17 protein-coding genes are annotated in these 23,472 nt (G+C 43.3%); 7 read left to right on the top strand and 10 right to left on the bottom strand.

The window, feature by feature from the left end; genetic code table 11:
• A partial coding sequence (locus AC4II3_RS19415) for an nSTAND1 domain-containing NTPase (RefSeq protein WP_490722868.1) occupies positions 1–3,019 on the bottom strand: 3,019 nt, incomplete at its 3' end.
• A gap of 841 nt (positions 3,020–3,860) precedes the next feature.
• On the bottom strand, positions 3,861–4,892 hold the full coding sequence (locus AC4II3_RS19410) for a bifunctional heptose 7-phosphate kinase/heptose 1-phosphate adenyltransferase (protein ID WP_488012550.1): 1,032 nt from the start codon (positions 4,890–4,892) through the stop codon (positions 3,861–3,863).
• A gap of 286 nt (positions 4,893–5,178) precedes the next feature.
• Between AC4II3_RS19410 and AC4II3_RS19405 the strand changes: the two genes are divergently transcribed.
• Complete coding sequence (locus tag AC4II3_RS19405; RefSeq protein WP_488012548.1) at positions 5,179–5,727, top strand: PEP-CTERM sorting domain-containing protein; 549 nt, start codon at positions 5,179–5,181, stop codon at positions 5,725–5,727.
• A gap of 53 nt (positions 5,728–5,780) precedes the next feature.
• Here AC4II3_RS19405 and AC4II3_RS19400 read toward each other — a convergent pair whose 3' ends face one another.
• From AC4II3_RS19400 to AC4II3_RS19385, 4 genes are all read right to left on the bottom strand, one after another.
• Positions 5,781–6,731: a glycosyltransferase family 2 protein gene (locus AC4II3_RS19400; protein ID WP_488012546.1), complete on the bottom strand. Its 951-nt coding sequence runs from the start codon at positions 6,729–6,731 to the stop codon at positions 5,781–5,783.
• Positions 6,732–6,824: 93 nt separating this feature from the next.
• A complete protein-coding gene (locus tag AC4II3_RS19395) occupies positions 6,825–8,108 on the bottom strand; it encodes a pentapeptide repeat-containing protein (protein WP_488012544.1) in 1,284 nt (427 codons plus the stop codon).
• Between the two features lie 304 nt (positions 8,109–8,412).
• On the bottom strand, positions 8,413–10,365 hold the full coding sequence (locus tag AC4II3_RS19390; RefSeq protein ID WP_488012542.1) for an ABC transporter substrate-binding protein: 1,953 nt from the start codon (positions 10,363–10,365) through the stop codon (positions 8,413–8,415).
• A gap of 241 nt (positions 10,366–10,606) precedes the next feature.
• Positions 10,607–10,915 carry a hypothetical protein gene (locus AC4II3_RS19385; protein WP_488012540.1) on the bottom strand — a complete coding sequence of 103 codons (309 nt, stop codon included), beginning with the start codon at positions 10,913–10,915 and terminating at the stop codon, positions 10,607–10,609.
• A 983-nt stretch (positions 10,916–11,898) separates the two neighbouring features.
• On the opposite strand from AC4II3_RS19385, the gene AC4II3_RS19380 reads away from it, so the two are divergent.
• Positions 11,899–13,203 carry a pentapeptide repeat-containing protein gene (locus AC4II3_RS19380; RefSeq protein ID WP_488012538.1) on the top strand — a complete coding sequence of 435 codons (1,305 nt, stop codon included), beginning with the start codon at positions 11,899–11,901 and terminating at the stop codon, positions 13,201–13,203.
• 352 nt (positions 13,204–13,555) lie between these two features.
• Here AC4II3_RS19380 and AC4II3_RS19375 read toward each other — a convergent pair whose 3' ends face one another.
• Positions 13,556–14,512: a hypothetical protein gene (locus tag AC4II3_RS19375; RefSeq protein ID WP_488012536.1), complete on the bottom strand. Its 957-nt coding sequence runs from the start codon at positions 14,510–14,512 to the stop codon at positions 13,556–13,558.
• 217 nt (positions 14,513–14,729) lie between these two features.
• Here AC4II3_RS19375 and AC4II3_RS19370 point away from each other — a divergent pair, with 217 nt between their 5' ends.
• On the top strand, positions 14,730–15,302 hold the full coding sequence (locus tag AC4II3_RS19370) for a DUF1131 family protein (RefSeq protein ID WP_488012534.1): 573 nt from the start codon (positions 14,730–14,732) through the stop codon (positions 15,300–15,302).
• Between the two features lie 40 nt (positions 15,303–15,342).
• Here the strand turns inward: AC4II3_RS19370 and cimA are convergent, their stop codons facing one another.
• On the bottom strand, positions 15,343–17,010 hold the full coding sequence (gene cimA, locus AC4II3_RS19365) for a citramalate synthase (RefSeq protein ID WP_488012532.1): 1,668 nt from the start codon (positions 17,008–17,010) through the stop codon (positions 15,343–15,345).
• A gap of 496 nt (positions 17,011–17,506) precedes the next feature.
• On the opposite strand from cimA, the gene AC4II3_RS19360 reads away from it, so the two are divergent.
• The 4 genes from AC4II3_RS19360 to AC4II3_RS19345 all read left to right on the top strand — a co-directional run bounded on the left by AC4II3_RS19360 (position 17,507) and on the right by AC4II3_RS19345 (position 19,694).
• Entirely contained in the window at positions 17,507–17,845 is a 339-nt protein-coding gene (locus AC4II3_RS19360; RefSeq protein WP_488015980.1) for a 2Fe-2S iron-sulfur cluster-binding protein, read from the top strand.
• A 335-nt stretch (positions 17,846–18,180) separates the two neighbouring features.
• Positions 18,181–18,378, top strand: coding sequence for a hypothetical protein (locus AC4II3_RS19355; RefSeq protein WP_293022475.1), 198 nt, complete (start codon positions 18,181–18,183; stop codon positions 18,376–18,378).
• Positions 18,379–18,439: 61 nt separating this feature from the next.
• The gene (locus tag AC4II3_RS19350) at positions 18,440–19,009 is read left to right on the top strand and encodes a Uma2 family endonuclease (RefSeq protein ID WP_488015983.1); all 570 of its coding nucleotides are present in this window, start codon (positions 18,440–18,442) and stop codon (positions 19,007–19,009) included.
• 115 nt (positions 19,010–19,124) lie between these two features.
• Positions 19,125–19,694 (top strand): Uma2 family endonuclease, encoded by a 570-nt coding sequence (locus AC4II3_RS19345; protein ID WP_488015985.1) that lies wholly within the window; start codon positions 19,125–19,127, stop codon positions 19,692–19,694.
• 137 nt (positions 19,695–19,831) lie between these two features.
• Here the strand turns inward: AC4II3_RS19345 and AC4II3_RS19340 are convergent, their stop codons facing one another.
• Together AC4II3_RS19340 and AC4II3_RS19335 are read right to left on the bottom strand one after the other, a co-directional pair.
• Positions 19,832–20,602: a Uma2 family endonuclease gene (locus AC4II3_RS19340; RefSeq protein ID WP_488015987.1), complete on the bottom strand. Its 771-nt coding sequence runs from the start codon at positions 20,600–20,602 to the stop codon at positions 19,832–19,834.
• Between the two features lie 72 nt (positions 20,603–20,674).
• Entirely contained in the window at positions 20,675–22,045 is a 1,371-nt protein-coding gene (locus tag AC4II3_RS19335) for an SdrD B-like domain-containing protein (protein WP_488029199.1), read from the bottom strand.
• Positions 22,046–23,472 lie beyond the last annotated feature (1,427 nt).

Here is a 23,472-nt window from a genome sequence, read left to right as displayed (position 1 = left end):
CTGTGTTGTCGTCACTGCCACTGAGAATCTGTTGGCCATCTCGACTAAAAGCGATATCAGTGACCCAATCTGTATGACCTTCTAATGTATGGATTATTTGACTGGTTTCTGTGTCCCACAAACGCACTGTGTTGTCGTCACTGCCACTGAGAATCTGTTGGCCATCTCGACTAAAAGCGATCTCAGTGACAGTATCAGTATGACCTTGTAAGGTATGGATTAGAAGACCGGTTTCGGTGTCCCACAAACGCACTGTGTTGTCGTCACTGCCACTGAGAATCTGTTTGCCATCTCGACTAAAAGCGATCTTCTTGACAGAACTAGTATGACCTTGTAAACGGTTCCTTTCTTGAACCTTATCTAAGGCTGCCAATAAGCTAGAATTAATTTCATTGATCACTGTTGGTTGCAAGGATTTTTGGTAATCTTGAATTTTAGCGGTTGATTCAATAGCTTGGAGCAAGTATTCTGTAGTAGGTTTTACTGATACAGAATACTTGATATTGCCAGCTTTTGCTACTAAGTCTGAGTTAATTGCCTGTTTACGAGATTGATTGCCAAAATAAGTCGATAATACTAAACCTGTACCTAACCCCACCATAACTGCGATCGCAACAATCCAATTCCGACGAGTATTTAAGCTTTTTTGCCTGACGCTACGCTGCACAAACTCAACTTCTACTTGGTTAAACCAGTTGTCCTCAGAATTGAGTTCTTGATTCAATACATCAAGATAAGGATTGGCATTCCAAAGAAATTGTACGGTTTTATTTCTCGAACCTTTTTGTATATCCGGTTTCCGTTGCCACAATCGAGCCAAGTTCGTATTTTCGAGGGTGTTTATTTTGTTAAGAAAGTTTTCAGCAAGGTCAAGTCTCCGATTCAACCAATTAATAACAGCTTCAGTCTTGGCTTCAAAACCGGATGATTGTTTTTTGCTTTTAACACTTTGCCACTCCACCGCCGCAGGAGTCAACCGCCGTTGTAGAAGTAAATTTTCCTCATTCTCAAGCTTCCACTCCAGCAGCTTTTGCCAACCCCGGACCAAAGCATCATGGGCTGGTTCCACATAGGGATTGCGTACAGCATCAACTCCATTCACCAGTAACCGTGCATTGGTAAAGCGCTCAATTACTTCTTTAACTAAATCATTTTTCTCGGGGGGATATTCCAATTCTGATAACGGTACGCGCCTACGGGCTAATTCTCCTCCACCTAGTGCCACCATCCGTAACATGACATGACGGATTACTTGCTCATAAGCGAGATTTTCTTGAACGAGCAAATGATACTCTTTATCTGCCCTTTGAGTCAGTGATTGCATAACTCCCCCCAATTCAAGATAATCTTCCTCAGTCAAGGCCCGGTCAATAGTAATACCGCTGTATTGTGCCTGCCGTTGTCGCCTTAAGTATTTCAGATACAGTTCACTTAAGGCAAAAGACAGCAGGGGCAATGCTCCGGGCATATCCGCCACTTCATCAATCAATTGTTCTACTAATTCCTGGGGCTGAAAATACATCACCCGTGCTTCTGCAGGTTTCTCAATTGCCTCTCGCAGTTCCCCTCGTGTCATCGCTGGTACAATAAATCGTCCCCAGTTAAGTTCTTCCCCGACACTCCTTTTGCCAGCATCCTTGACTTGGGGTTCAAAATCAGACCGTAGGGTTAATACTACCCGTAATTTATCCCCATGGGCATTTATGGCTGTGAGTATCTGTTGGAAAAACGCCTTACGCTGATCTAAGTTTTGACAGAGTGTAATAATTTCTTCGCTTTGGTCAATAAACAGTAATACCTTAGAGTTGGGGTGATTTTTTGCCCAAACATCAATGCTGATTGCCAGATTATGCTGGGGGTTTTGTGGCTCTACTTTTGGTAAGGTCGCATTACATAGCACATTATTTAATACTTCCAAGGGCGTCTCACCAGGACGGAGGGTTGGCCAAATACACCATTTCTCGGTATTATTTTGCCGTAGTTTGGGAATTAATCCGGCCTTGACCAAGCTAGATTTACCGGAACCGGAAGCACCCAACACCACTGTGAAGGGATTAGCTTTGACAAAATCTTCTAACTTTTCTATTAGTAATGTTCTCCCGAAAAACAGTGAACTATGTTTCTCGTCAAAGGAGTTTAAACCCTGATAGGGATTTTGTGAGAGATCTAATGGTGGTGCTGGGGGTAAATTAAGTTCATGTCCGGGAGAAAGAAAGATATATTCTCCCTTATCGTGCTTATTTAAACAGGATATACCGGGGGTTTGTCGTAAACGGCATTTTTCTGTGGCAATTTCGATTGTATCCCGTAAATATAAATATAATTTTGTGGCTGTAATTACCCCATCTCCAGCCGGTTTACCCTGTTGGCCACCAGGAATTATATCTGCTGCCCCTTCAAGGATGTTTAATAATGCACTAGCAAAAGGGGAATGATTACCGACTTGACCGCGTTCGCTATCTAAAGTAAAGTTATCTAAGGCTTTTTGATCCGAGGCTGAGGAGGTAAGGATTTGCCAGGCTGGGTCAGTAATAAAACGGTCGTATCGTTCTTTGTGAATTACTTCTGGGCATGTTAATAAATCCCTAGTATTGGACCATTTAAAAGCACCAGCAAAACAGCAGTCCAGGATACCCAAGAAATGACGACAGGGTAATTGAATTAAAGCATCATGCAACTTCGTCATGGGCAGATAACTATTAGTATCCCCCAGTTTGGCATCTTGAGGAATTAAGTAACCCGCCGGACCATCATCCCCATTGAGAGCGACGCCATGACCAGCAAAGTAAAATAATAAGCGGTCATTTTCAGTAACTTGTTCGGGTAAGGTATGGGATAAAAATTTGTTAAAGTTAGAAAGAGTTGCCACTTCGTCTAGGCATTCCCAGACGAAGTAATCATGCTTGATGCGGAGAATTTCTGCTAGTTGTTTAGCATCGTTTACGGCGGTTTTCAGGGGAGAAATGCCATTTGTGTAGTTATTGATACCAATGATCAAGGCGAGATTGCGAGAAAACATGTTATTCTCAAATGACTTCTGACTTCTGACTTCTGAACTTCTGACTTCTGACTTCTGACTTCTGCTATATGTGGGCGGTATAATCACGCTCACACAGCGCTTTGGTATAGTTTTTCAAAACTGGGATGCTCCCTATTTATTCTCCAAGATAATCTGTTGACTTTAGGCAGAAATTCTTAGTTTCGTAATAAATCTTTACCTATTGAAGAAAGCAGGGTAAGTTCTGCGGCATTCGCATCTAAATTAGATTGACAAATAAGCAATAATGTGCTGGGGATTCTTTATGTTACCAAAGGGACTGCTAAAAGTAATCTTAAAATAACCGTAGAGTGTTCGCTTTCTAAGCAAATTGAAACGTAAGTATTCAGCTATCAGCCGTCAGCTGTCAGATAATCAAAGGGAGATAGTAAATAAGCTAGGGGGGTGCTGGTACAGTTGCTTGAAAATCCCTGCTTGTTTTTCTGTACCGACCCCGTGCAGTTAAAGCGCCTGCTAGCATCTCAAGTAGCGCATCAGCTGTTCGCGTAGCGTGGCCAAAGGCCTTTAGCTGATAGCTGATGGCTGAATGCTTACATTGAAACTAAAACCTAGTTAAGACAAATTACGCGATCGGCGTTCGCGCAGCGTGGCCAAAGGCCACAGCCGCGCCAAAGGCGATTAGCCCGAAGGGCTACGCTACGCGATCGCATTCAGGACTTTCGAGCAGGTTATGATTCAAGGGGTATTAGATACATCGAGCAAACTCAATTTTTAGCAACTACCACTCAATTACTCCGAGCATTTAGTGAATGAAAAGCCTTAAAAGGTAGGGGTTCTCACGCTCCCGTCCTATCTTGATAGTTTATGCTTCAAGCTCCAATAACCCTCGTAAAGCCTCTTTCATCTCATCCTGACTAGTAGTTGCTGTACCAAACTGACGCACCACAATGCTAGCGGCCAAATTCCCCAAAACCGCTGCTTCCCAGTAAGAAGCCCCCAGACACAAGCTCAAGGTCAGGGCTGCTACCACCGTATCCCCAGCACCAGTTACATCAAATACATCGGTGCGATTAAACGCTGGGATATGCTCAACCTTACCATCACGACCAAACAAACTCATGCCCTGTTCACCACGAGTAATCAGAATTTCTTCCCCTTGAGTCAGTGCCAACAAATCTCTACCAGCTCTCAACAAATCCTCAAAACTCTTAATCCCATACCCCACTGCTCGCTCCGCTTCTGGCAGATTAGGAGTAAAAACTCTAGCCCCATGATAACGGTCCAGATTCTTCTGAGTATCTACAATGGTGCGGTCGTGAGACAAAACCGCTTCAATCACTGGTGGTGTAAACACACCATCTCCGTAATCAGAACAAACCACAGCATCCACCTCACCTAAATGCTGTCGTATTTGTGCTGCCAACTCTAACTGCTTATCCCGGTCGGGCAATTCATCTGACTTGCGGTCTATTCGCACAATCTGCTGAGTCACCGACTGACGGGCATGACCAGCAATCCGGCTTTTCGTCACAGTTGGTCGGTCTGGATCAATCACGATCGCACTAGTATCAATCCCCACCTCCTCAAACATCGTCCGCAGAACTTGCCCTTGAGGATCTTTACTCAAAAACCCAGCTACCTTTACCTCTGCTCCCAGCTTAGCGAGATTATAAACAGCATTTGCCCCACCACCAGGAGTTTGACGAGTGGTTTCATGACGTATTATTAATACTGGAGCCTCTCGTGAAATTCGTTCCACTTCACCTGTGAGAAACTCATCAAGAGTTAAATCACCAACGACCAGTACCTTAGATTGCTTAAAACTATCAATTAGCTCAAACAAACGGGGAGCTGAAGCAGCTAGTTGAGTTTTGAAAGACGCAAATTCAGTCATAGAGCAAAGAGAGTAGGGAGTAGGGAGCGGTGCGACCCGTGGCGAATTTAATTCGCCTACGGAAAGCGCACCGAGGGAGTAGGGAGTAGGGAGCGGTGCGAGTCCCTATTCCCTATTCTCTATTGGTATAGTATCAACCGTTATGCACAATAGCATTTAATTATTTTTCAGTAAAGTTTATTTAAACCTTCTGTAATGTTGCTTAAGTATTATGAGCCTTGGTATAGAATTAATTTGGTTACTTAAATTTAAGTAATATCAACAAATAATTTACAGGGTTCAATTAATGTTTAATGGACAAAGGATCTGCCACTTAGCACTACTCACTACTGGTGCGGCTTTAAGCCTAGCAGTTATTGAAACTAATCCTGCCCAAGCTATTACCATTACCTATGAGTTTTCAACAGCAGGGTCATCGGGTAAGTTCAGCTATGATGACGCCAATGAAACCCGGAGTGAATTTATTGTTCCTCCTGGTATTACCGTAGTAAACTTAACTTATCCAGTCGATGAAATTGAGTTTTTTTTCAACAATAGAACCTATACCAAGGCGGATTCTACGAAAGAGCCTGTATGGTCAATCCTGGCCGGAGAGGGCCGGCTAAGTTGGGCTACAGAAGATTTTAGGTTTAATCCTGCTAGTGGTCCAAGTATTTTCGGAGACTTATTTACTTTGTTCGAGGTAGATGGAGAATTGCCAGAGACAGTGGGTTTTAGGCGGGTAGAAAATGAACCACCAGCAAGTGTACCTGAACCTGGCACGGTTATAGGACTTACTCTTTTAGGTTTAGGCTGGGTGTCACAAAAAAAGATAGCATCTTCGCCAAAGGTATAGAAAAAACTGACTAAAAAAACCTAAGCCTATGCTGATAGCTGATAGCTGATAGCTTACTTTGATCGTCCTTCCGACCCAAACCCCCTCACTTCTGATAAAACATACAATGGTCTGCCTTTAACTTCTTCATAAATCCGTCCTACATATTCCCCTAAAATACCAATAGATACTAACTGCACTGCTCCCAAAAAGAAAATTGCAATCATAATGGTGGCAAACCCAGTAACAGGAGAATTCGGTTCAAAAATCCGCCAGTAAAGCACTAACCCTGCCATCAATAGCGCGATCGCTGTTGCTAATAATCCCAGATAAGTAGCGATTCGCAATGGCACTTTAGAAAAAGAAACCAGTGCATCTACTGCTAGGGCTAGGGATTTACGAATGGTGTACTTGATCTCACCAGCAAAGCGGGGGTCACGTACATAGGAAACAGAGGTTTGCCGCAACCCTACCCAAGAACGCAATCCCCGCACGTAACGGTTTCGTTCTGGCATGGCATTGAGTACATCAACCACCCGTCGATCCATTAAACAAAAGTCCCCCGTATCTAAGGGAATCTCGACATTGGCTAGACGGCGCAGTAAGCGATAAAATAGGTAAGCGGGAAAGCGCTTTAACCAACTTTCACGACGTCTCTGGGTGCGCTGAGCATAAACGATTTGATAACCCTGCTGCCATTTTTCCACTAGCACTGGGATCACCTCTGGTGGGTCTTGTAAATCAGCATCTAGGACAATAATCCCTTGACCCCGCACAAAATTTAGACCGGCAGTGACAGCAATTTGATGACCAAAGTTACGGGAAAGACTTAGGTAACATACCCTTGGGTCTTTTTGATGAAGGTCTCGCATCAGCTCTAAAGAGCGATCGCAACTGCCATCATTGACTAGAATTAACTCCACCTCCCCTAACTGATCCATTACTGTACTGATGCGTCGGTACAGTTCTGAAATACTGTTTTCCTCGTTATATACAGGAATAACCAGGGAATAGGTTGGGTTCATCGTTCTTCAACATTTTTGAATTAAGAATGTAGAATGCAGAATGTAGAATTCTAAATTCTTAATTCTACATTCTGCATTCTGACAGACGACCTTCTAACGCCCTAATTTATTAGGAATTCCCTGACAACCACCTGGGATTGTTTTTCTTGACTTTTCACCGCACCAAGCACAGAAATAGTAGTGCTGCTTTTCATCCATCCGCTGGACACCGGTGAAGTTAACATTTTCAACTACTGCACCGGTGTAAGCTCCAGTGCGATAGTCAGGGGGATGGGTACGACTGCGGGGACTGGCAGTTTCTACTGAACCATAAAATAGGCGGACTCCCTTGAGGTCAGCACCACTGAGGTTGGCTTCATATAAAACAGTGCGAGATAGATTCGCTTGCACTAAGTCACAGAAGCTGAGATTCGCTCTGACCATATTAGCTTCCCCGAGTTCTGTCCAACGCAAATCTGTATAACTCAGGTCTGATCCAGCTAACATTACATTCAGATCAATAACCCTTATACCATAAATTCGGTCTTCTTGGTATCCGCCATACCCATCCAACATGGGGCGTCCTAAATGATTATCCCGTCTGAGGGGAGTCAGTAAACGGGCTTGGGACAAAAATCTGAGCACTTTAGCTTTCCCATGGGCATCGACACTACTGAGAATAGCAGCGGTTCTTCCTTCGCAAAATGCCCTCTCTTGGGGCCAATCTTCTAGCAATCCCTGATCATCTAAGGCTAGATCTGAAACTCCCTGAAAGTAAGCATCAATGGTTTGCTGCTGAGTAATCATATTTTGCTGGATGGTCAGGTCTTTGGAAATGACGTATTGTCGCCAAGCAATGAATACTGCTAGGACGGCAATCAAAATCTGTCCCAAAGCACCCACCCATTCAGCCCATGACCCAAATTCATCCCATTTAATTTGAACCAACCAATGGCTGATGTTTTGGTAAACACCAAGAAATTTCAGTAAGCCACTTATTGCTGCTACCACTCCGATCGAGGCAATAACTTTGATTCTTTGTGGTGGTGGCAACAAATCAGTAAGCCATTGTTTGAGAACCGGTAAAATCACTGGCAGTGAAACCAGCAACGCCACAGTAGCTCCGGAGATCCCAATCCAGAAGTTATCAATCACTACCCCAAAAATCATGATAGCGATCGCAGTGAGAATAATTAGGCTTACGGAGCGATTGGCAGGAGTAACGGATCCAATCGTTGGTTTATTGGGCAGGTTTGACAACGGCAAGGTAGATAAATGTTGCTCCTCTTGAGTTTGGGGAGGAGATGGTGGTGAATGACCATTGGCTGAGTTCTTGGCGGTACCGTTGTTACTATGTTCAGGCTGATTGGGTGGCAGAGGCTCAGGCAAGTTAGTCATGGCATTCCCATCAAAATAAGCTCAAGGGTTTTGCAACATTCAAAATAATACAGCTCTTAGACACTCGAATCGTTTTTGAGCTGATTTGCACCTCAACAGATTAGCAAATTTTCAAGTGAAATCCGGTAGATTTGACTTGTGTTATGGAATTTGTACGTTATCTAAACCCAAGGGGGAGCGATAATAAATCGTAACGTTATATAGCGTTTCTCATAGTTATCTGGCTTTCCAAGAGCGCGCGGCATTGCTAATCCCGATTCCCGATTCCCGACTCCCGACTCCCTCCAACCCAGAACAAAAGTACCTAACTTGATGGAGAAGTGCCATACCACAGATGAGCATTCCAGTTTGTATTGAAACGATTGGGCATCCGCTCCTGAATCCTAGTCGATTGTACTTGTAGTAACTGTGGCTGAGATTGGTTAAGAGGCACGACAGTCCATTCTTTGTTTTCCCTCAAGGTCTTGGCCAGGTCTTTTGAGTAGGGTATTACTGCTGCAGTGACTTTATGGCCTAGCACCATATCGATGAGCTGGTTGTGATCACAGATGACGGGAATGACAATTTGATCAAATCGTGGTGTGCCTTGCCAATAGTCTGGAAAAGCACTCAACTCGATGCCACTAGAACCGAAGGTCTCAACTTGGAATGGTCCAGTGCCAATCGGCTTTATCCCAAAGTGTTCTGTACCATAACCATGGCGCGGTACAATTCCCAAAGTTAAAAGTTGGGGATCAATAGGAGGTTTGGCTACAGGCTCAATTGAATCAATTTCCCTGAGGCGATGGGATTGCGAGGCAAACCTTTGGGGGGCAGACTGTAATGTAAACGCAATGGTTTTTTGATCTACCAGTTTGATATCCCTGATGCTTGTCAAAACCACTTTGCGCCAGGGTGAGTCAATTTTCCGTAGTACCTGATAAGTGAACTCAACATCAGCAACTGTTAGAGGGGTGCCATCGTGGAAACGTAGGTTGTCATGAAGCTGGAAATAAAGGATTTTAGTGATTTTGTCTACAGTTTCTAGCTTCCACTTGACCGCAAGATCGGGAACCAGCAACCCACGTAAGGAATTAAAACGACATAAACCCCGGAACACCAGACTCAATACATCCGCTGGTCCTAGGGTTGGGTTAAGCAAAGGGTCAAGGGTCTTAATCGGACGAAAATCAGCAATGGTAAGCTCTTGGCGGGATCTGACCCAAATCTTTTTGGTAAAGGTGTTGTGGCTTGGGTTGATATCCGGGAGTTGTTGTTGTGGATCAGCCGTGAAGCGGATGATATGGAAGCCAGCCTTGAACCTAAGTTGATGACGAATGCTGCTGTCTTGCGATCGCTGATTCGGTTGTAAGGTGCCATGGGGACTAAGGTCAGATAGATTGTTGATAGTCCACTCAACTTGGAAAGAACCGGAAGGGCTACTTCCTTGATTAATTAGATCTGCTTCTAATGTAATTAAATCCCCTGCTACTGGTAATGGGGGATTTAGGATAATGTCACGCACCAATAAATCAATAGTAGTGGCTTCCCAAGGAAGAGTATTGGTAGTTTGACCATCAATCACAGCAAATAGGAAACCAACACCCCTGACTTGGGGCATAATCACACTCAGGCGGGACTCACTCCAACTGATGATTTGGGCTGGCTGACCCTGAAACAAAACTATAGCATCGGGTGAAGGCACAGAAGCAAAATTACCCCCTTCAATCACCACACTACTCCCTGGCGGGGATTTGGCTGGTTTCACTTCAGTCAAAAATGGGAGTTGTCGCCACATCCGAATCCGTGCTTCAGGAAGATCAGTTTTGCGGCTAACTTCGGCGATCATTGCTGGGGTTTGGGTGTAGCGCTCTAGGTCATCAACGGAGTAAATTGCGATCGCATTTAGTTGTTTGATCTCAGCATCAGTAATATCTGGTAACGTAGCCAGAGGACGGTTATCTACTGGTTGGTCTAGAGCCTTACGTACCCCATGCAACTGACTCTGTAGTACCTGGGTAAAATCCAATTTGAGAACAGTAGCACCATTTTCCTTGGGATCAACAACCGTCCGAAACCAAATTTCCCCATCTTGACCACGACGCACTGTTACTTCCAAATCCAGGTTTAGCTGTTTGATAGCCAAAGACTTACCACGAGCATAGGATTTGAGGGAGAGAGTATCTTCCGCATAGTCAATTTCCGATGCGATCGCATCCACCAATTCTGCCAACTGCCATTCTTGGTTATCCTCTGTTACTGACTCATCATTACTCATCGATCCGAAGTTCCCTCTTCTGACTTCCCTACTCGCTAGTTCCATTAACCCCAAGGGCGGGGGATCTCACCCAATTGAGAACTGCTATACATGGAATAGTTTAGCCTTTACCTTTTCTGTTCATACAAAGTTGCGGTCAAACGTACAACTTTCTGTTCCGCCAATCTCCCTATCTCCCCATCTCCCCATCTCCCTATCTCCCTATCTCCCTATCTCCCTATCTCCGTATCTCCGTATCCAACTAATCTACTCTCTTTGAATGCAACTCGGTATCAGTAGTTATAGTGATTCGGATACGACCATTACTACCAACTCGTTCTGTTTCACGAGCTGATGGCATTGTAACTATCACTCTACGTGACTGTTCTGGTAAAGACTGGGGGTCAGTTTGCAGGCGTAGATGGGCAGGAATCTCAACATCCACATCAGTGACCTGTAACTTCAATGGTTCACCACCCCGATCACTACCCCGATCACTTGTTTCTTCCAATGTGTCAGTCAGCTCTCGGAAAATCAATGTGATTAAATCTCCTAGTGTGATGTCAGCCATCAGAAAATCTTGGTGATTACTAGTTGAATTATAATCTTTCTTTATGCATTGCGCTCTTCTAGAGTCTAGAAACAGAGACTTTATCAACAAACCCAGCGGTAATCAGGCTATACTGTTTCAGTAAGATGTAGTCCAGGTTTTTTTTATCAACAGTAAAAAAACTATTTCAATACTCCTATAGCATTTTTAGTTTAGATGTAAACCTAGGATTGATAGAAAAAGCAATGCAGCGTCTTAATATCGGGGTTTCCCCCAGTCGCACTTTGCATCAAGACTTCGGATCAAGGAACTTCGGATCACGGAAGAGTGTCAAGATATCCTAGGACTTTTTGGTTTACTGATCCAGGGATGCAGTGCTTTAATACGGGGGGTTACCCCCACTTGCGCTTTGCTTCAAGACAAAGGATTGGTTTTCATAATCTATTTAGAAATGCTATCTCTAATTCTTGATATATACCGCTATTCCTATTCATGAGGTAAAGAGGATTTTTTCTATGTTCCCTATTATGAGTTACCTAGTCTGAGATTTCCTATTACCTATTGCCTATTTCCGAAAATCCAAAAAATATGTACATCACCTATTTTATTAATGCTATAATTCAGCATAATTGAACCACTAATAATTAGTTATTATGATGAAATTTTAAATACCAGAAATGCTGTCAAGAAAAAAACTTGTCAGATCAGCTAACACCATAACGTGGATCTCGCGCTTTGCTCAGAAGTAAGCGCTACTTAGGACTCCCGCCCTTAGTAAAGCGATCGCAAGTTGTGGTAGTTCATCTAAAAAATTTCCGGAAGGATTGGGGATAACTGGGTATGGTGTTAGATATAAGGGTGCCTATAGCATCCGTATAGACAAATATATTCAGACCCTAATACCTGTGGACTGGATAGTGCCGACACGACTAGGATCAAGCAGAAGGAACCATGACGCTGCCCTATTGTTGGCGTTTTTTTGTATTGTGGGATCGAATTGCATCATGGCAGACAAAGAGCATTTGGCTGTGCTCAAACGAGGGATAGATGCCTGGAATCAGTGGCGGAGGGAGAATCCTAACCTAGAGCCTGATCTGAGTGAGGCTAACCTCAGAGGGGCTGACCTCAGTAGGGCTGATCTCAGGCGGGTTAACCTCATCAAAGCTGACCTCAATGTGGCTAACCTCAGAGGGGCTAACCTCAGCGAGGCTAATCTCCTTGAGGCTAACCTCTGTTTATCTAACCTGATCAAGGCTAACCTTAACCAGGCTAACCTTTGCAAAGCTAAGCTCCGCTCTGCTAACCTCTACAAGGCTAACCTGATCGAGGCTAACCTCAGCGGCGCTAACCTAATTGAGACTAACCTCTACAAGTCTGACCTTTGCAAAGCTAAGCTCCGCTCTGCTAACCTCTACAAGGCTAACCTCAGTAGAGTTAACCTCAGCAAAACAGACCTTTGTGGGTGTTACCTTGGCAGGGCTAACCTTAGTGGTGCTAACCCCAGTCTAGCTGAGTTTAGAAATGCCGACCTAAGCCAGGCGGACCTCAGGGGTGCTGACCTCAGTTGGGCTGACCTGAGCAAAGCTGACCTGAGCCTAGCTAACCTCAGCAAAGCTGACCTTAGTGGAGCTAACTTCCATAAAGCTGACCTGACTAAGACTGACCTGAGCGGGGCTGACCTGAGCGGGACTGATTTGAGCGAAGCTAACCTCACCAAGGCTGACCTAAGGGAAGCTTACCTGATTAGGACTCAAGCATTAGACTGTAATTTTACTGAAGTAATCTTTACCGGAGCTTGTCTGGAAGATTGGAAAATTAATCAGGGCACGAAGCTCAAGCATGTGATTTGTGAGTATGCTTATCTAAAATATGACTATACACAAGACAAATTCATTGAACGTCGCCCTAGGAATGAAACTCACAACTTTGCCCCAGGAGATTTTAGTTGTCTGTTTCACAAAGCGTTGGAAACTGTTGACCTGACATTCAGTAATGGTATTGACTGGAAAGCTTTTTTGCTTTCCTTTCAACAGCTGAGGGAAGAATACGGTGAGGAATACCTATCAATCCAAGCTATCGAAAAGAAGAGCAGTGGTTCCTTTTTGATTAGGCTTGAAGTACCACTAGATGCTAGCAAGGCTGACATTGAACGTCAGGCAAAAACACTATATGAGACTAAACTCAGTACCCTTGAGGGAATATACCGTGCAGAATTGAAAGCATCCCATGACCAGCTAGCAAGCTCCCGTCAGCGCAGCGCCAATCTTTTGGAAATTGTTAAACAGCAAGCCAATAGACCGATTATTTAAGGCTTTTCCTTACCTATGATGGTAAATTATTCCTATGATGTCTAAAACTATTGGTACACAATAATTTTTGCAATTATTTCCCGTTAGTTTATAAGCTTGAAGTATAACATCAAGGGATAGCTATCTTTTAAGTTGTTTTAACTAACAGTTTGGAATAGTAAGTCCGGAAAAGCCGCTAAACTAGATGTTATAATATAATAACTATTATTGGTCTAGTAAAAATGCTCTGCATAAGTGATATCCTCCCGACAACAAGTCTCTATCACCGTCAATAAATTGGCTGTTCACACCCCTCGATAGAGCAAGAAGCACTACTAACTTACTGATTGCTTATTTTTAGTGAGAGTAAGCTTCACGAAGAAACAAGGATTTGGTCAATTGTGGTCACGAAGCTAATCAGATTGAGACTGCGATACTGATCGCAAATTATCTGTGCGTATTGCTTAGAGTAATAAGAATTTGTCTGATAGGCAAATCCTCCTTTAGTGGAGTACCGCGATAATTCTGGTAAAGACGTTTCAATCACTTCCTCTTGCTGTTCACTTTGGGGAACAATGACTACCCGATAAATTTCATTATCTAATTTTTCCCCTAGATATCGCGAAAAAAGACCGTTGAGTTCAGCTACAATTAGTTTTTCCTGTTCAGAAACTTCCTCATCAATATTAATTAATGCATTGACAACATCCCTGAGTTGAGATACTTGTTTATGTGGGGGTGAAGTAGCTAGATAATCAACTACATCTTGACGCAACTTTATGAAGTTTTTCTTGGCACCTTCTTTTCGGTTGTCGGTTAAATTTTGCCAGGAAAAATCTATGTTCCAATTTTTCGCAAAGGTTTCGATAAACTCTTTTTCTTGAGGATTTAAATCTTCATCAATTAGAGCTATTTGACTAAGAATATAGATAATTTTTTGGGCTCCGGAAGGTTTAAAAAATGATTTTGCCAAATCTCCCACCTCTTCTTTTTCAGATTTGAGTGCTTGCTTGATTAGCTTCCATACCCCTTTTTTTCTCTCACCCTCTACCCAGAATTTTATTCCCACGAACACATAAAATATACTCATGAATATATAGATTATAGTGTCAAAAAAACCTTGCCATTGCTTCTCAAACAAATAGTTCAAAGCAAATAAAAAACCAGGTATTATAGCCATCAGTTCAGCCATTACCGATACACTTTCAGCGACTTGATTATCATGTTTACGTTTCCATAGTTTGTTAGAAGATAGGTAGATTTCTGTTAAGGAGAATCCTATAGATAAAAATGCTAAAATATAAACGATTTTTTTGATAATTTCAATCATCAGCTAAAAGGTATATATTTACCTTGGTTGAAGGGAGTACTAATTTGGATCAATTTGTAATTTGTCTGAGGCTATTGGAATAGTGATCAGTGACAGTTATTATTAGCAAGATAAATCAAATATATTTTCTATACTGTAAAGTTTCATGAAGACATTCCTCCTTCATCCTTAATCTTTACTAATGTAATTACTAGTTGACATAAACTCTTTAAGAAGATTGTATAGAAAAACACTGTTTACCCTAACCAGCATAGTCCTACTCACGAGTATCCTGGGCGCTTGCGCCAAGGAACCTTCGCCGCCTGAAACTAAGTCCAGTCTCAGGCTGACTCCGGAAGGTTTGGGCAAACTCAACAAAACTAGCAACTTTGATGCTGATACCATCAAGAGTGCTTTGCCCAGTTATACCGTAAAAAAAGAAACCACCTCTGCTGAAGGGGAAACTTACGATATTTTCAGAGCCTACTGGCAAGATAGCCTCGTAGTGGAAATCGATGCCGACATCTCCCAGCAGAAAATCGGCAGGATGGCAATACTAAGCGATCGCATCCCTGGTCCAAAGGATGTGAAGGTAGGAATAGCCTACTCAGCCACTCCTGGAAACGAGAAACTAGACTGCTTGCCAGGTGAGGAAGGGTCCACTGGGAAAGTGATTTGTACCTTTGAGGAAAATTCCTCGATCCTATACGTCTATCAACCCTTTAACTGGGAAGGACCTTATCATAAGTTACCTCCCCAAGAGGTTCTCACCAAGGCTAAGCTAGATAGTCTACTTTGGGTAGCACGTTAGTGCGCAAATAGCAAAAATTAATTACTAATTAGTGCTCTAATTACCGCTCTTTCAAGGCTGGGGAATGGCTCAATGGTGTCTTTGCTGAAGATTCCAACAGCAAACCATACTCAATGCCTTCCACCACAGCTTCATAGGACGCTTCGAGAATATTACTAGAAACCCCCACAGTTGTCCAGCGCTCTTCTCCATTGCTCGATTCCACTAACACCCTTGTCTTAGCCGATGTGCCAGCAGCACCATCCAGAATTCGCACTTTGTAGTCAGTTAGATGAAAAGCCGCAATCTCTGGGTAAAACTTCACCAAGGCTTTGCGCAACGCTGCATCAAGGGCTGACACTGGTCCATTCCCTTCTGCTACTTCCAAAATATCCTGGTTGTTAACAGATACTTTAATGGTTGCCACAGAATTACTGTAGGGTTTACTGACCCCTTGTAGCATATCGGAATGTATCTGACAGCCTTTGAGTTCAAAGGGATGTTCTCGATATCCCAAAGCATCCCGCATTAACAAATCAAAACTGGCTTCCGCTGCTTCAAATTGATACCCTTCATTTTCTAGATCTTTGAGGCGTTCCAGGATTTGGCGACAGGCGGGGTCTTTTTTATCCAGGTCATGACCGAAACTACGGGCTTTTGCTAAGACATTGCTCAGTCCCGACTGATCAGAAATTACGATCCGACGCTGGTTACCAATCTGTTCTGGCTGAATATGTTCATAAGTCAGAGGATTCTTTGCCACCGCTGAAACATGGATACCACCTTTGTGAGCAAAGGCTGAACGACCGACAAAGGCAGCATGGTCATTGGGAGCAAGATTGACAATCTCGCTAATTAAACGACTAGCTTGGGTCAGTCTGGCCAGCTGATTATCCTGAATACAGGAATAACCAAGCTTCAACTGTAAGTTAGGAATCACAGAACAGAGATTGGCATTACCACAGCGTTCACCATAACCATTAATCGTTCCTTGAACCATACAGGCTCCCTCAGATACCGCAGCTATCGCATTAGCAACGGCTGTATCGGAATCATTATGGGTATGGATTCCTAACATAGGAACGTTCAACTCATTTTCAACATTAAACCTTCCAACCTTCAACTCTTTAGCTACATCTCTAACAATTTGACTAACTTGATCGGGTAGGGTGCCACCGTTGGTGTCACACAGTACTAGCCATTCTGCACCCGCATCTTTAGCAGCTCTCAGGGTTTTGAGGGCATACTCTCGATTGGCTTTATAGCCATCAAACCAGTGTTCTGCATCGTAAATCACCCGACGCCCTTGACTACGGAGGTATTCTATAGTATCCCGAATCATGGCTAGGTTTTCCTCTAGGCTAGTTTTCAGCCCTTCGGTGACATGAAGATCCCAGGATTTACCAAAAATAGTCACCCAGCGCGTTCCTGCAGTTAAAATAGCTTGCAGCATCCGGTCTTCTGCAGCGGACATGTTTGGCCGTCGAGTTGAGCAAAAGGCTACTACTTCTGCTTGTTTGAGAGGTTCTTCTTTGAGCTTCCAGAAAAATTGCACATCTTTCGGATTTGCCCCTGGCCATCCTCCTTCAATGAAGGGAATACCTAAGTCATCCAGTTGCCGAGCAATGCGTAACTTATCTTCTAGAGACAATGAGATTCCTTCACGCTGGGCACCATCCCGTAGCGTTGTATCGTAAATCCAGATGGGGTGAGAAGCTGTTGAAGTCATGGGCAGTTAGAATAGTTGACTTTATGGTAAAGAAATGTAAATTTTAGTTAAGGGTAAGCTTTGATGGCCTAAAGCTTAGTCAAAGGCAAGGCATGCAGATAACCTTCCGACATTTACCCGCGCTTAGCAGTGTAGGAAGGTTACCCATCTCTTAAGCCTTGATAGATCAAGGGTATCAAGCGATGCAGCGCGGTCTTGGGGAGGCAGTGCGGTCTTGGGGAGGCAGCGCCGCCAAAGGGGGTTTCCCCCATGAGCGACTGCCGTGGTTCCCCCCATGAGCAACTGCCGTGGTTTCCCCCACTCGCGCTTTGCATCAAGACAGAGGACTAGACCAAAGTATCTAAAATCTAGATATTTATAAACGCAGCTTATCTAGAACCATCAAACAATAAGACCACCTTGATATATTGCCACATTGGCTCTGTTCACAACACTATACATAGCTGCATCCAATTGTATTAAAAAATAAGCTACAGATAAGGAGTAATCTTGAATAATGTCTAAAGTAACAGCACAAGGAAAAAGCTTTGAATGTGACCAGGGCAGTAATCTGCGCAAGGTGTTACTAGACCATGGGGTTGCCCTGTACAATGGCAACGCTAAACTAATTAACTGTAGAGGATTAGGCAGCTGTGGTACCTGTGCGGTTGAGATAGACGGGGAAGTATCCCAGGCAAATTGGAAAGATAAAGCTAGGCGATCGCTTCCACCCCATTCTCCGACAGCAAATCGCCGTTTAGCCTGTCAGACTAAGGTTTTAGGTGATGTTTGTGTTACCAAATATGATGGCTTTTGGGGGCAAGGGGATCAAACTGTCTGGACCCCAGAATCATGAAGTTGCCAATGGTGACTGGAACTTTGGCTGTAGTTAAAACCTAGGGCGTGTCGTTAGTAGTGAATGTAAAATTCTTTGTACTTAGGTAATTATTGTCATTTAGCACTGCTATAGTTATCAGGGTAAGCGCCATAAAAATTGAGCTAAAATGTAATATAGGGCAAGGATTAGGATAATATTAAGACCTGATTATCAGCGCTATTGCAATTTATCTTAATAGTTTTAACAAGAGCCTTATTGATTATTGGGTTTACCCTGCATCCCTTCCCCAATTTGGCGGTATGGGAGATCACTATTATAATTAGTGATGCAGTAGATAAAGGCGATGGAATTTTATGAGTGTTGCAGAAATAAAAGAAGCAGTAATGAAACTCTCTACGGGAGAATTAACAGATCTGGTTAAATGGCTTGATGAATTCTATGAATCTCTATGGGATAAGCAAATTGAGGAAGACTTTGAATCTGGCAAGCTAGATCATCTAATTAAACAAGCAAGGCAAGAATTCAGAGAGGGAAAGTGCCAGGAAATTTAAAGCATTTCAGTACTTCACTGAATCCAGCAACAGTTAAAATTTAAGAAAAACGAGGTCATCAATGGTTGCTGTTAATCAAATTAGACAAACGTTGACCCTGGGGGAATTTTTAGAACGTCCTGAAACCAAACCTGCTAGTGAATATGTCCATGGACAAATTCAACAAAAACCTATGCCTCAAGGAAAGCACAGCATCCTTCAACGGGAATTGAGTTTTGCTTTAACACTGGCCTTAAAGCCAGAGCGAACTGCCCAGGCATTCCCCGAACTGCGGTGTACCTTTGGTGGGCGATCAATTGTCCCAGACGTTGCCGTCTTTCGTACAGAACGGATTCCTCGTGATCATGATGGCCAAGTGGCCAATTCGTTCAATCTACATCCAGATTGGACCATCGAGATCTTATCCCCCAAGCAGAGCCAAACCAAAGTCATTCGCAACATTCTCCATTGTCTCGACAACGGTACTAACATGGGGTGGTTATTGGATCCGGAAGAGTCCTTGATATTTGTCTATAGTGCCGATAAATCCGTGCAACTGTTTGAGAACTTAGAGGTGGTGTTGCCCGTGCCAGAGTTTGCCGAAGCAGTGCAGCTTAAGGTGGGTGAGATATTTGATTGGTTGAAAGAGTAAACGGATCGTGTAGGATGCGTTCGCGTAGCGGCTCGTACCGAGCATCGCTTTTCTGGTGAGCATGACTGGAACTGAATCCAGCAACAGTTAAAATCTAAGAAACAGGAGGTCATCAATGGTTGCTGTTAATCAAATTAGACAAACGTTGACCCTGGCGGAATTTTTAGAACGTCCTGAAACCAAACCTGCTAGTGAATATGTCAATGGACAAATTCAACAAAAACCTATGCCTCAAGGAGAACATAGTACCTTACAAATTCGTCTTGGTACAGCGATAAATGAAGTTGTTTTACCGAAAAAAATCGCCCATGCTTTCCCTGAATTAAGATGTACTTTTGGGGGACGTTCTATTGTACCAGATCTTACAGTATTTAGTTGGAATCGTATTCCGAAAACAGAAAAAGGAAGAATTGCCAATAAATTTGAGCTTTATCCTGATTGGGTAATCGAAATTCTTTCTCCTGAACAATCTGCGAATAAAGTGATCAAAAAAATTCTGTTTTGTCTGAACCAGGGAACAGAATTAGGCTGGTTAATTGATCCTGACGATGAATCAGTGATGATCTTTCAACCGAATCAATTGCCAGAGATTAAATCAGATCAAGAAATTTTACCTGTCTTAGAGAGTCTTAAAGATTGGCAATTATCCGTTGCTGAAATGTTTAGTTGGTTAAGTGTTAATTAATTTTTCGTTGGCTTTTATTTTTTCCATTTATCGGCCATAAGTCATGGATTTAAAGTAATCACAATGACCAATGACCAATTACCCAAGCTTGAAAAGAGCAATGCTACCGGAATCGATATGATATTCCAGTTGAGGAATTATCCCTCTGGCTCGATGCCTGCTGCTCTTAGCTGCGCTGCCAATTTCTCGGCTCGCTGCCGTTCCTGTTCAGCTCGCTGCTGTTCCTGTTCAGCTCGTTGCCGTTCCTGTTCAGCTCGTTGCTGTTCCTGGATGACCGACTCCGAACCCCATAGCAACAGTTCTCCTTGCTGATCCCACCAACGCAACCAGTAACCAGTTCGGTTTTCCCTAGTTCCTTGCCAGATACCCAGAAATAAGCTGATTTCATCAATCCAATAACGGTTATTGCCATCGGGTGGTTGGAGTTGATAACGTCCTGAATCATCTAACCGATAGACTTCTATTACTCCAGTGTCTGGCTCAAAAATGACATAGTTGGGAACTTGTAAAACTTGCTCGTAGTAAAACCACTTGCCCGGAGGATAGGTTGGCTTGTTGGAATACTCGCCACCTTCAGTATCTGAGAGAAATTCCATGACAATAGTAGGAATATCCCCTTGAAGTCTTGGGGTATAACTACGTTTAACTTCTTCTCTGGGTACTCGAATCGATGGGACATATCCCCAATCTGGGGCTTTGACCACGATTTTGCCATTCAAAGTGGCACAGATGCCATAATTGGTCGTAGTCAGAGCATTAGCTGGTAGTTTGCCAGCAATTTCCAAACTTTGTGTCAGAGCAGCAGCCAGGGCTGGTTGATTGATATTATCCACTGGTTCGTCGTCAAGAACGAAATCATCAGGTAACTTTTCCCAGGTAACTTCGTAAGTAGCTGTACTAGCTATCATAATTTAGTTCCTCTGCGAGCCTGCTCTTTTTATCATAGTCAGGCAATTCCAGAGAACTGACGGGGTAACAGTTTACTTCACTAGAGCCCGGAATCGGATAAACCCATAGGAATTTGGCGGTTCTCCTGGTGCCGTAGCTTCGGGCACATCTCCGACTTCGACAACCACAACTCCATTTTGGTTGACAGGTACATTACATGCTGCGGGCACTGAGGTCCCTGGTGAGTAATAGCGACCGCGATCGCTATCGGGGATATTAGTTAGATAGATGTTCGGCTCAGCTAAACCACTGGTGGGTAAAGGATCGGTACTCTCGAACAAGGCAATGCCGACATCACTAGCTGGGTTCCCAGCAGTTTGGTTGAAGGCATCCAGAATAAAAGTAGTTTCTGCCGGAACTCGGTCACAGATACGCAGGCTCTTGGCGTAATTGCTGCCATTGGAAAGGAAGTACACAGTATATTCCAACTCATCCCCTGGCATCACTGTGCCAGAGTTAATTAATCCCCGCAGATAAATATTGGGATTGGGCCAGTTAGGGTCATTATCGTCAGGAGCACGTACGCTTCCGACGTGATTGTCAGTACCAGGACTATCAATACCATCAACAAAAGGTGAGCCAGATGTGGGTAACGATTCCCAAACATTACTGTCTTTGCGCTTGATAGCGGTAATACGTTTGACCAGTATCACGTTGGGGAGGCTTTCAACATCAAATCCAAAGTTAACGTCAGTAACGGCAGTAGTAGTCACCTCAATCGGTATATCATTAGAGGTTCCTAACATCAACTCATCCGGGATCTCAGTATCGTTGGTATCGACTTGGACAATGTATTTCCCTGGCTCTAAGCTGGTGAAGCTGTAATTGCCACTATCATCAGTATCAGTAGTGGCTTGTTGAGTATCACCAGCATCGATAACATCATTATTGTTAACGTCTTGGTATAGTACTACCGTAATGTTGGCCGGTAAGGTAGATTCACCATTGTCAAAAGTATCGTTTTGGGGATTGTCGTCTTGGTAGAGAGTACCTGATACTTCACCAGTAGATGTAACTGGAAGGGCAATCATCCCCACATCCAGGTCTCGTTTGTCTTCCGATGTAGCCAGAGCAAACACTTCGGTATATCCCGTAGTTGGATCAGCATCAGAATCAATCGTGTCATCATTGCCCACATTTTGGAAACCAATTTCATAGTCAGATGGGGCAATAAACTCTAAGAAATAGTTTCCTGCTGCTAAGCCAGAAAAGGAGTAAAAACCCGGATTACCAGCCACATCGTTGGTAGTGACTGTAGTGGCAACTAGACTATCATCCCCGCCACCAGGTTGACCATCAGCACCTGGGTTATAAACCTTGACCGTCACACCATTGAGACCCAATTCACCAAGGTTTTGGAGTCCATCACCATTATTATCAATCCAGACAAAATCCCCTAAGATCGGCTGAGGTACTATTCCTGCTATCTGGCTTAATTGATGACACTCCCTAGATGATCAAATATAGATTATTGCTATCCCTAGAGATTATTGGTATCAAAAGCTACAGTTAATGGGGAGAACAAGCACCCTTTCCTTAATTACTCGCGATTCCCATTTCCCGGCTTAGGAAAACTGGGGATTGGGGGTTTTTGCACTTCAGGAATAGGAAGATGCAATTCCTGATTATCACCATGCCTTAGCCCAAGGGGGATCAGACTCCTGAATCGGTTACTGACAAAGAGTTACACCAAGCCTATATTAGGGTTACCAGGAATGGAATCAAATTTAGAAAAATTTTTGGGTTAGTTGGTGGAATACTTTGGTAAACTATCTGAGAAGCTAAGCAAACCTAAAAAGCTTTTATTCAGATAACCATAAGGGTGCATATTATGATTCGTGGTAAAGATTCGGTTAGTTTGTGGATTCACTCCTGGGAGCTGTTGAGATCTATCTATAAACTCAATTAAGGAGTTGCCCAAGCTATGCTAACTAGGCAACGGCGTAATTGGTGATTGACGGCTAGTCTATTAACGCTTAATGGTTAGACCTAGTTACACCGATGTTGACGAGAGGGAGAAAGAGGTAATTTATCCCTGACCCATTCGAGTGGGAGCAGTTTTTGCTGATGATTGAGACAACAGAGACAGAGACCACCGAAAGCTTTGAAAAAAGCTCTCCATAACCTATAAGCCATTCACCACTGGCAAAAGGGTAACTTACTCAACCAAATCAGGTACAGCTAAGAGTACTTTCGAGCAATTCCAAGTAATTTTCTTTCTGACAGCAAGTACGGCTAAGTAGTCGGACATAAATAAACGGTACTGTCTCAAAAACTGTAAAATCCTTGTAACCTTTACACCAAAAGGTTTGGTCGATATTTACAAAACTTTATACAGCACCCAAAACTTTTGTCCGACTACTTATCTCTACCAAGCTGTAGAATTATAACCATCAGATTAGAACTATCTGGTTGGTTTTTGTAACGTTATGTTAACAATTCGGGCACTGCGACATAAAAGGCGTGGACTCAACCAGATAAGTAACTAACTGGTGATTCAAAAGCAATGGCGCTAGTTAGGTTGCCAACAAACCAAAGCTAAAAAAGATTGACCTAACTCTTGCTATTCTTATAGAGCAGATTATACCCAAAGACGGGTAATGCTCATCCTCAGGATTGGTTTTAGTGCTAGCTGTTATATAAAGTCCCCAAACCGGTACTGCCAATGCCTGAACTGGTTTCCCACAATGGAACAAAAGGGGGTTAAAGTGATGCTGTCAAAGGTACCAGAACAAAGTTGGCACCGCGTCCGTTGGGTGCTAGCGATTAGTTGGTTAATATTAATTTTCTCGTTGTTTTATGACCCGATCTCACACAATTTAACTGATCC

It is taken from the genome of Moorena sp. (assembly GCF_982860115.1).
The sequence above is the reverse complement of the archived record's forward strand: the minus strand, read 5'-3'. Positions and strand labels throughout refer to the sequence as shown.

What these genes read in the sequence shown, in the direction of transcription:
- AC4II3_RS19395 (WP_488012544.1), bottom strand. Translation starts at nt 8,108, where the DNA reads ATGACTAACTTGCCTGAGCCTCTGCCACCCAATCAGCCTGAACATAGT.
- AC4II3_RS19385 (WP_488012540.1), bottom strand. Translation starts at nt 10,915, where the DNA reads ATGGCTGACATCACACTAGGAGATTTAATCACATTGATTTTCCGAGAG.
- AC4II3_RS19360 (WP_488015980.1), top strand. Translation starts at nt 17,507, where the DNA reads ATGTCTAAAGTAACAGCACAAGGAAAAAGCTTTGAATGTGACCAGGGC.
- AC4II3_RS19340 (WP_488015987.1), bottom strand. Translation starts at nt 20,602, where the DNA reads ATGATAGCTAGTACAGCTACTTACGAAGTTACCTGGGAAAAGTTACCT.
- AC4II3_RS19410 (WP_488012550.1), bottom strand. Translation starts at nt 4,892, where the DNA reads ATGACTGAATTTGCGTCTTTCAAAACTCAACTAGCTGCTTCAGCTCCC.
- AC4II3_RS19390 (WP_488012542.1), bottom strand. Translation starts at nt 10,365, where the DNA reads ATGAGTAATGATGAGTCAGTAACAGAGGATAACCAAGAATGGCAGTTG.
- AC4II3_RS19355 (WP_293022475.1), top strand. Translation starts at nt 18,181, where the DNA reads ATGAGTGTTGCAGAAATAAAAGAAGCAGTAATGAAACTCTCTACGGGA.
- AC4II3_RS19405 (WP_488012548.1), top strand. Translation starts at nt 5,179, where the DNA reads ATGTTTAATGGACAAAGGATCTGCCACTTAGCACTACTCACTACTGGT.
- cimA (WP_488012532.1), bottom strand. Translation starts at nt 17,010, where the DNA reads ATGACTTCAACAGCTTCTCACCCCATCTGGATTTACGATACAACGCTA.
- AC4II3_RS19350 (WP_488015983.1), top strand. Translation starts at nt 18,440, where the DNA reads ATGGTTGCTGTTAATCAAATTAGACAAACGTTGACCCTGGGGGAATTT.
- AC4II3_RS19375 (WP_488012536.1), bottom strand. Translation starts at nt 14,512, where the DNA reads ATGATTGAAATTATCAAAAAAATCGTTTATATTTTAGCATTTTTATCT.
- AC4II3_RS19400 (WP_488012546.1), bottom strand. Translation starts at nt 6,731, where the DNA reads ATGAACCCAACCTATTCCCTGGTTATTCCTGTATATAACGAGGAAAAC.
- AC4II3_RS19380 (WP_488012538.1), top strand. Translation starts at nt 11,899, where the DNA reads ATGGCAGACAAAGAGCATTTGGCTGTGCTCAAACGAGGGATAGATGCC.
- AC4II3_RS19345 (WP_488015985.1), top strand. Translation starts at nt 19,125, where the DNA reads ATGGTTGCTGTTAATCAAATTAGACAAACGTTGACCCTGGCGGAATTT.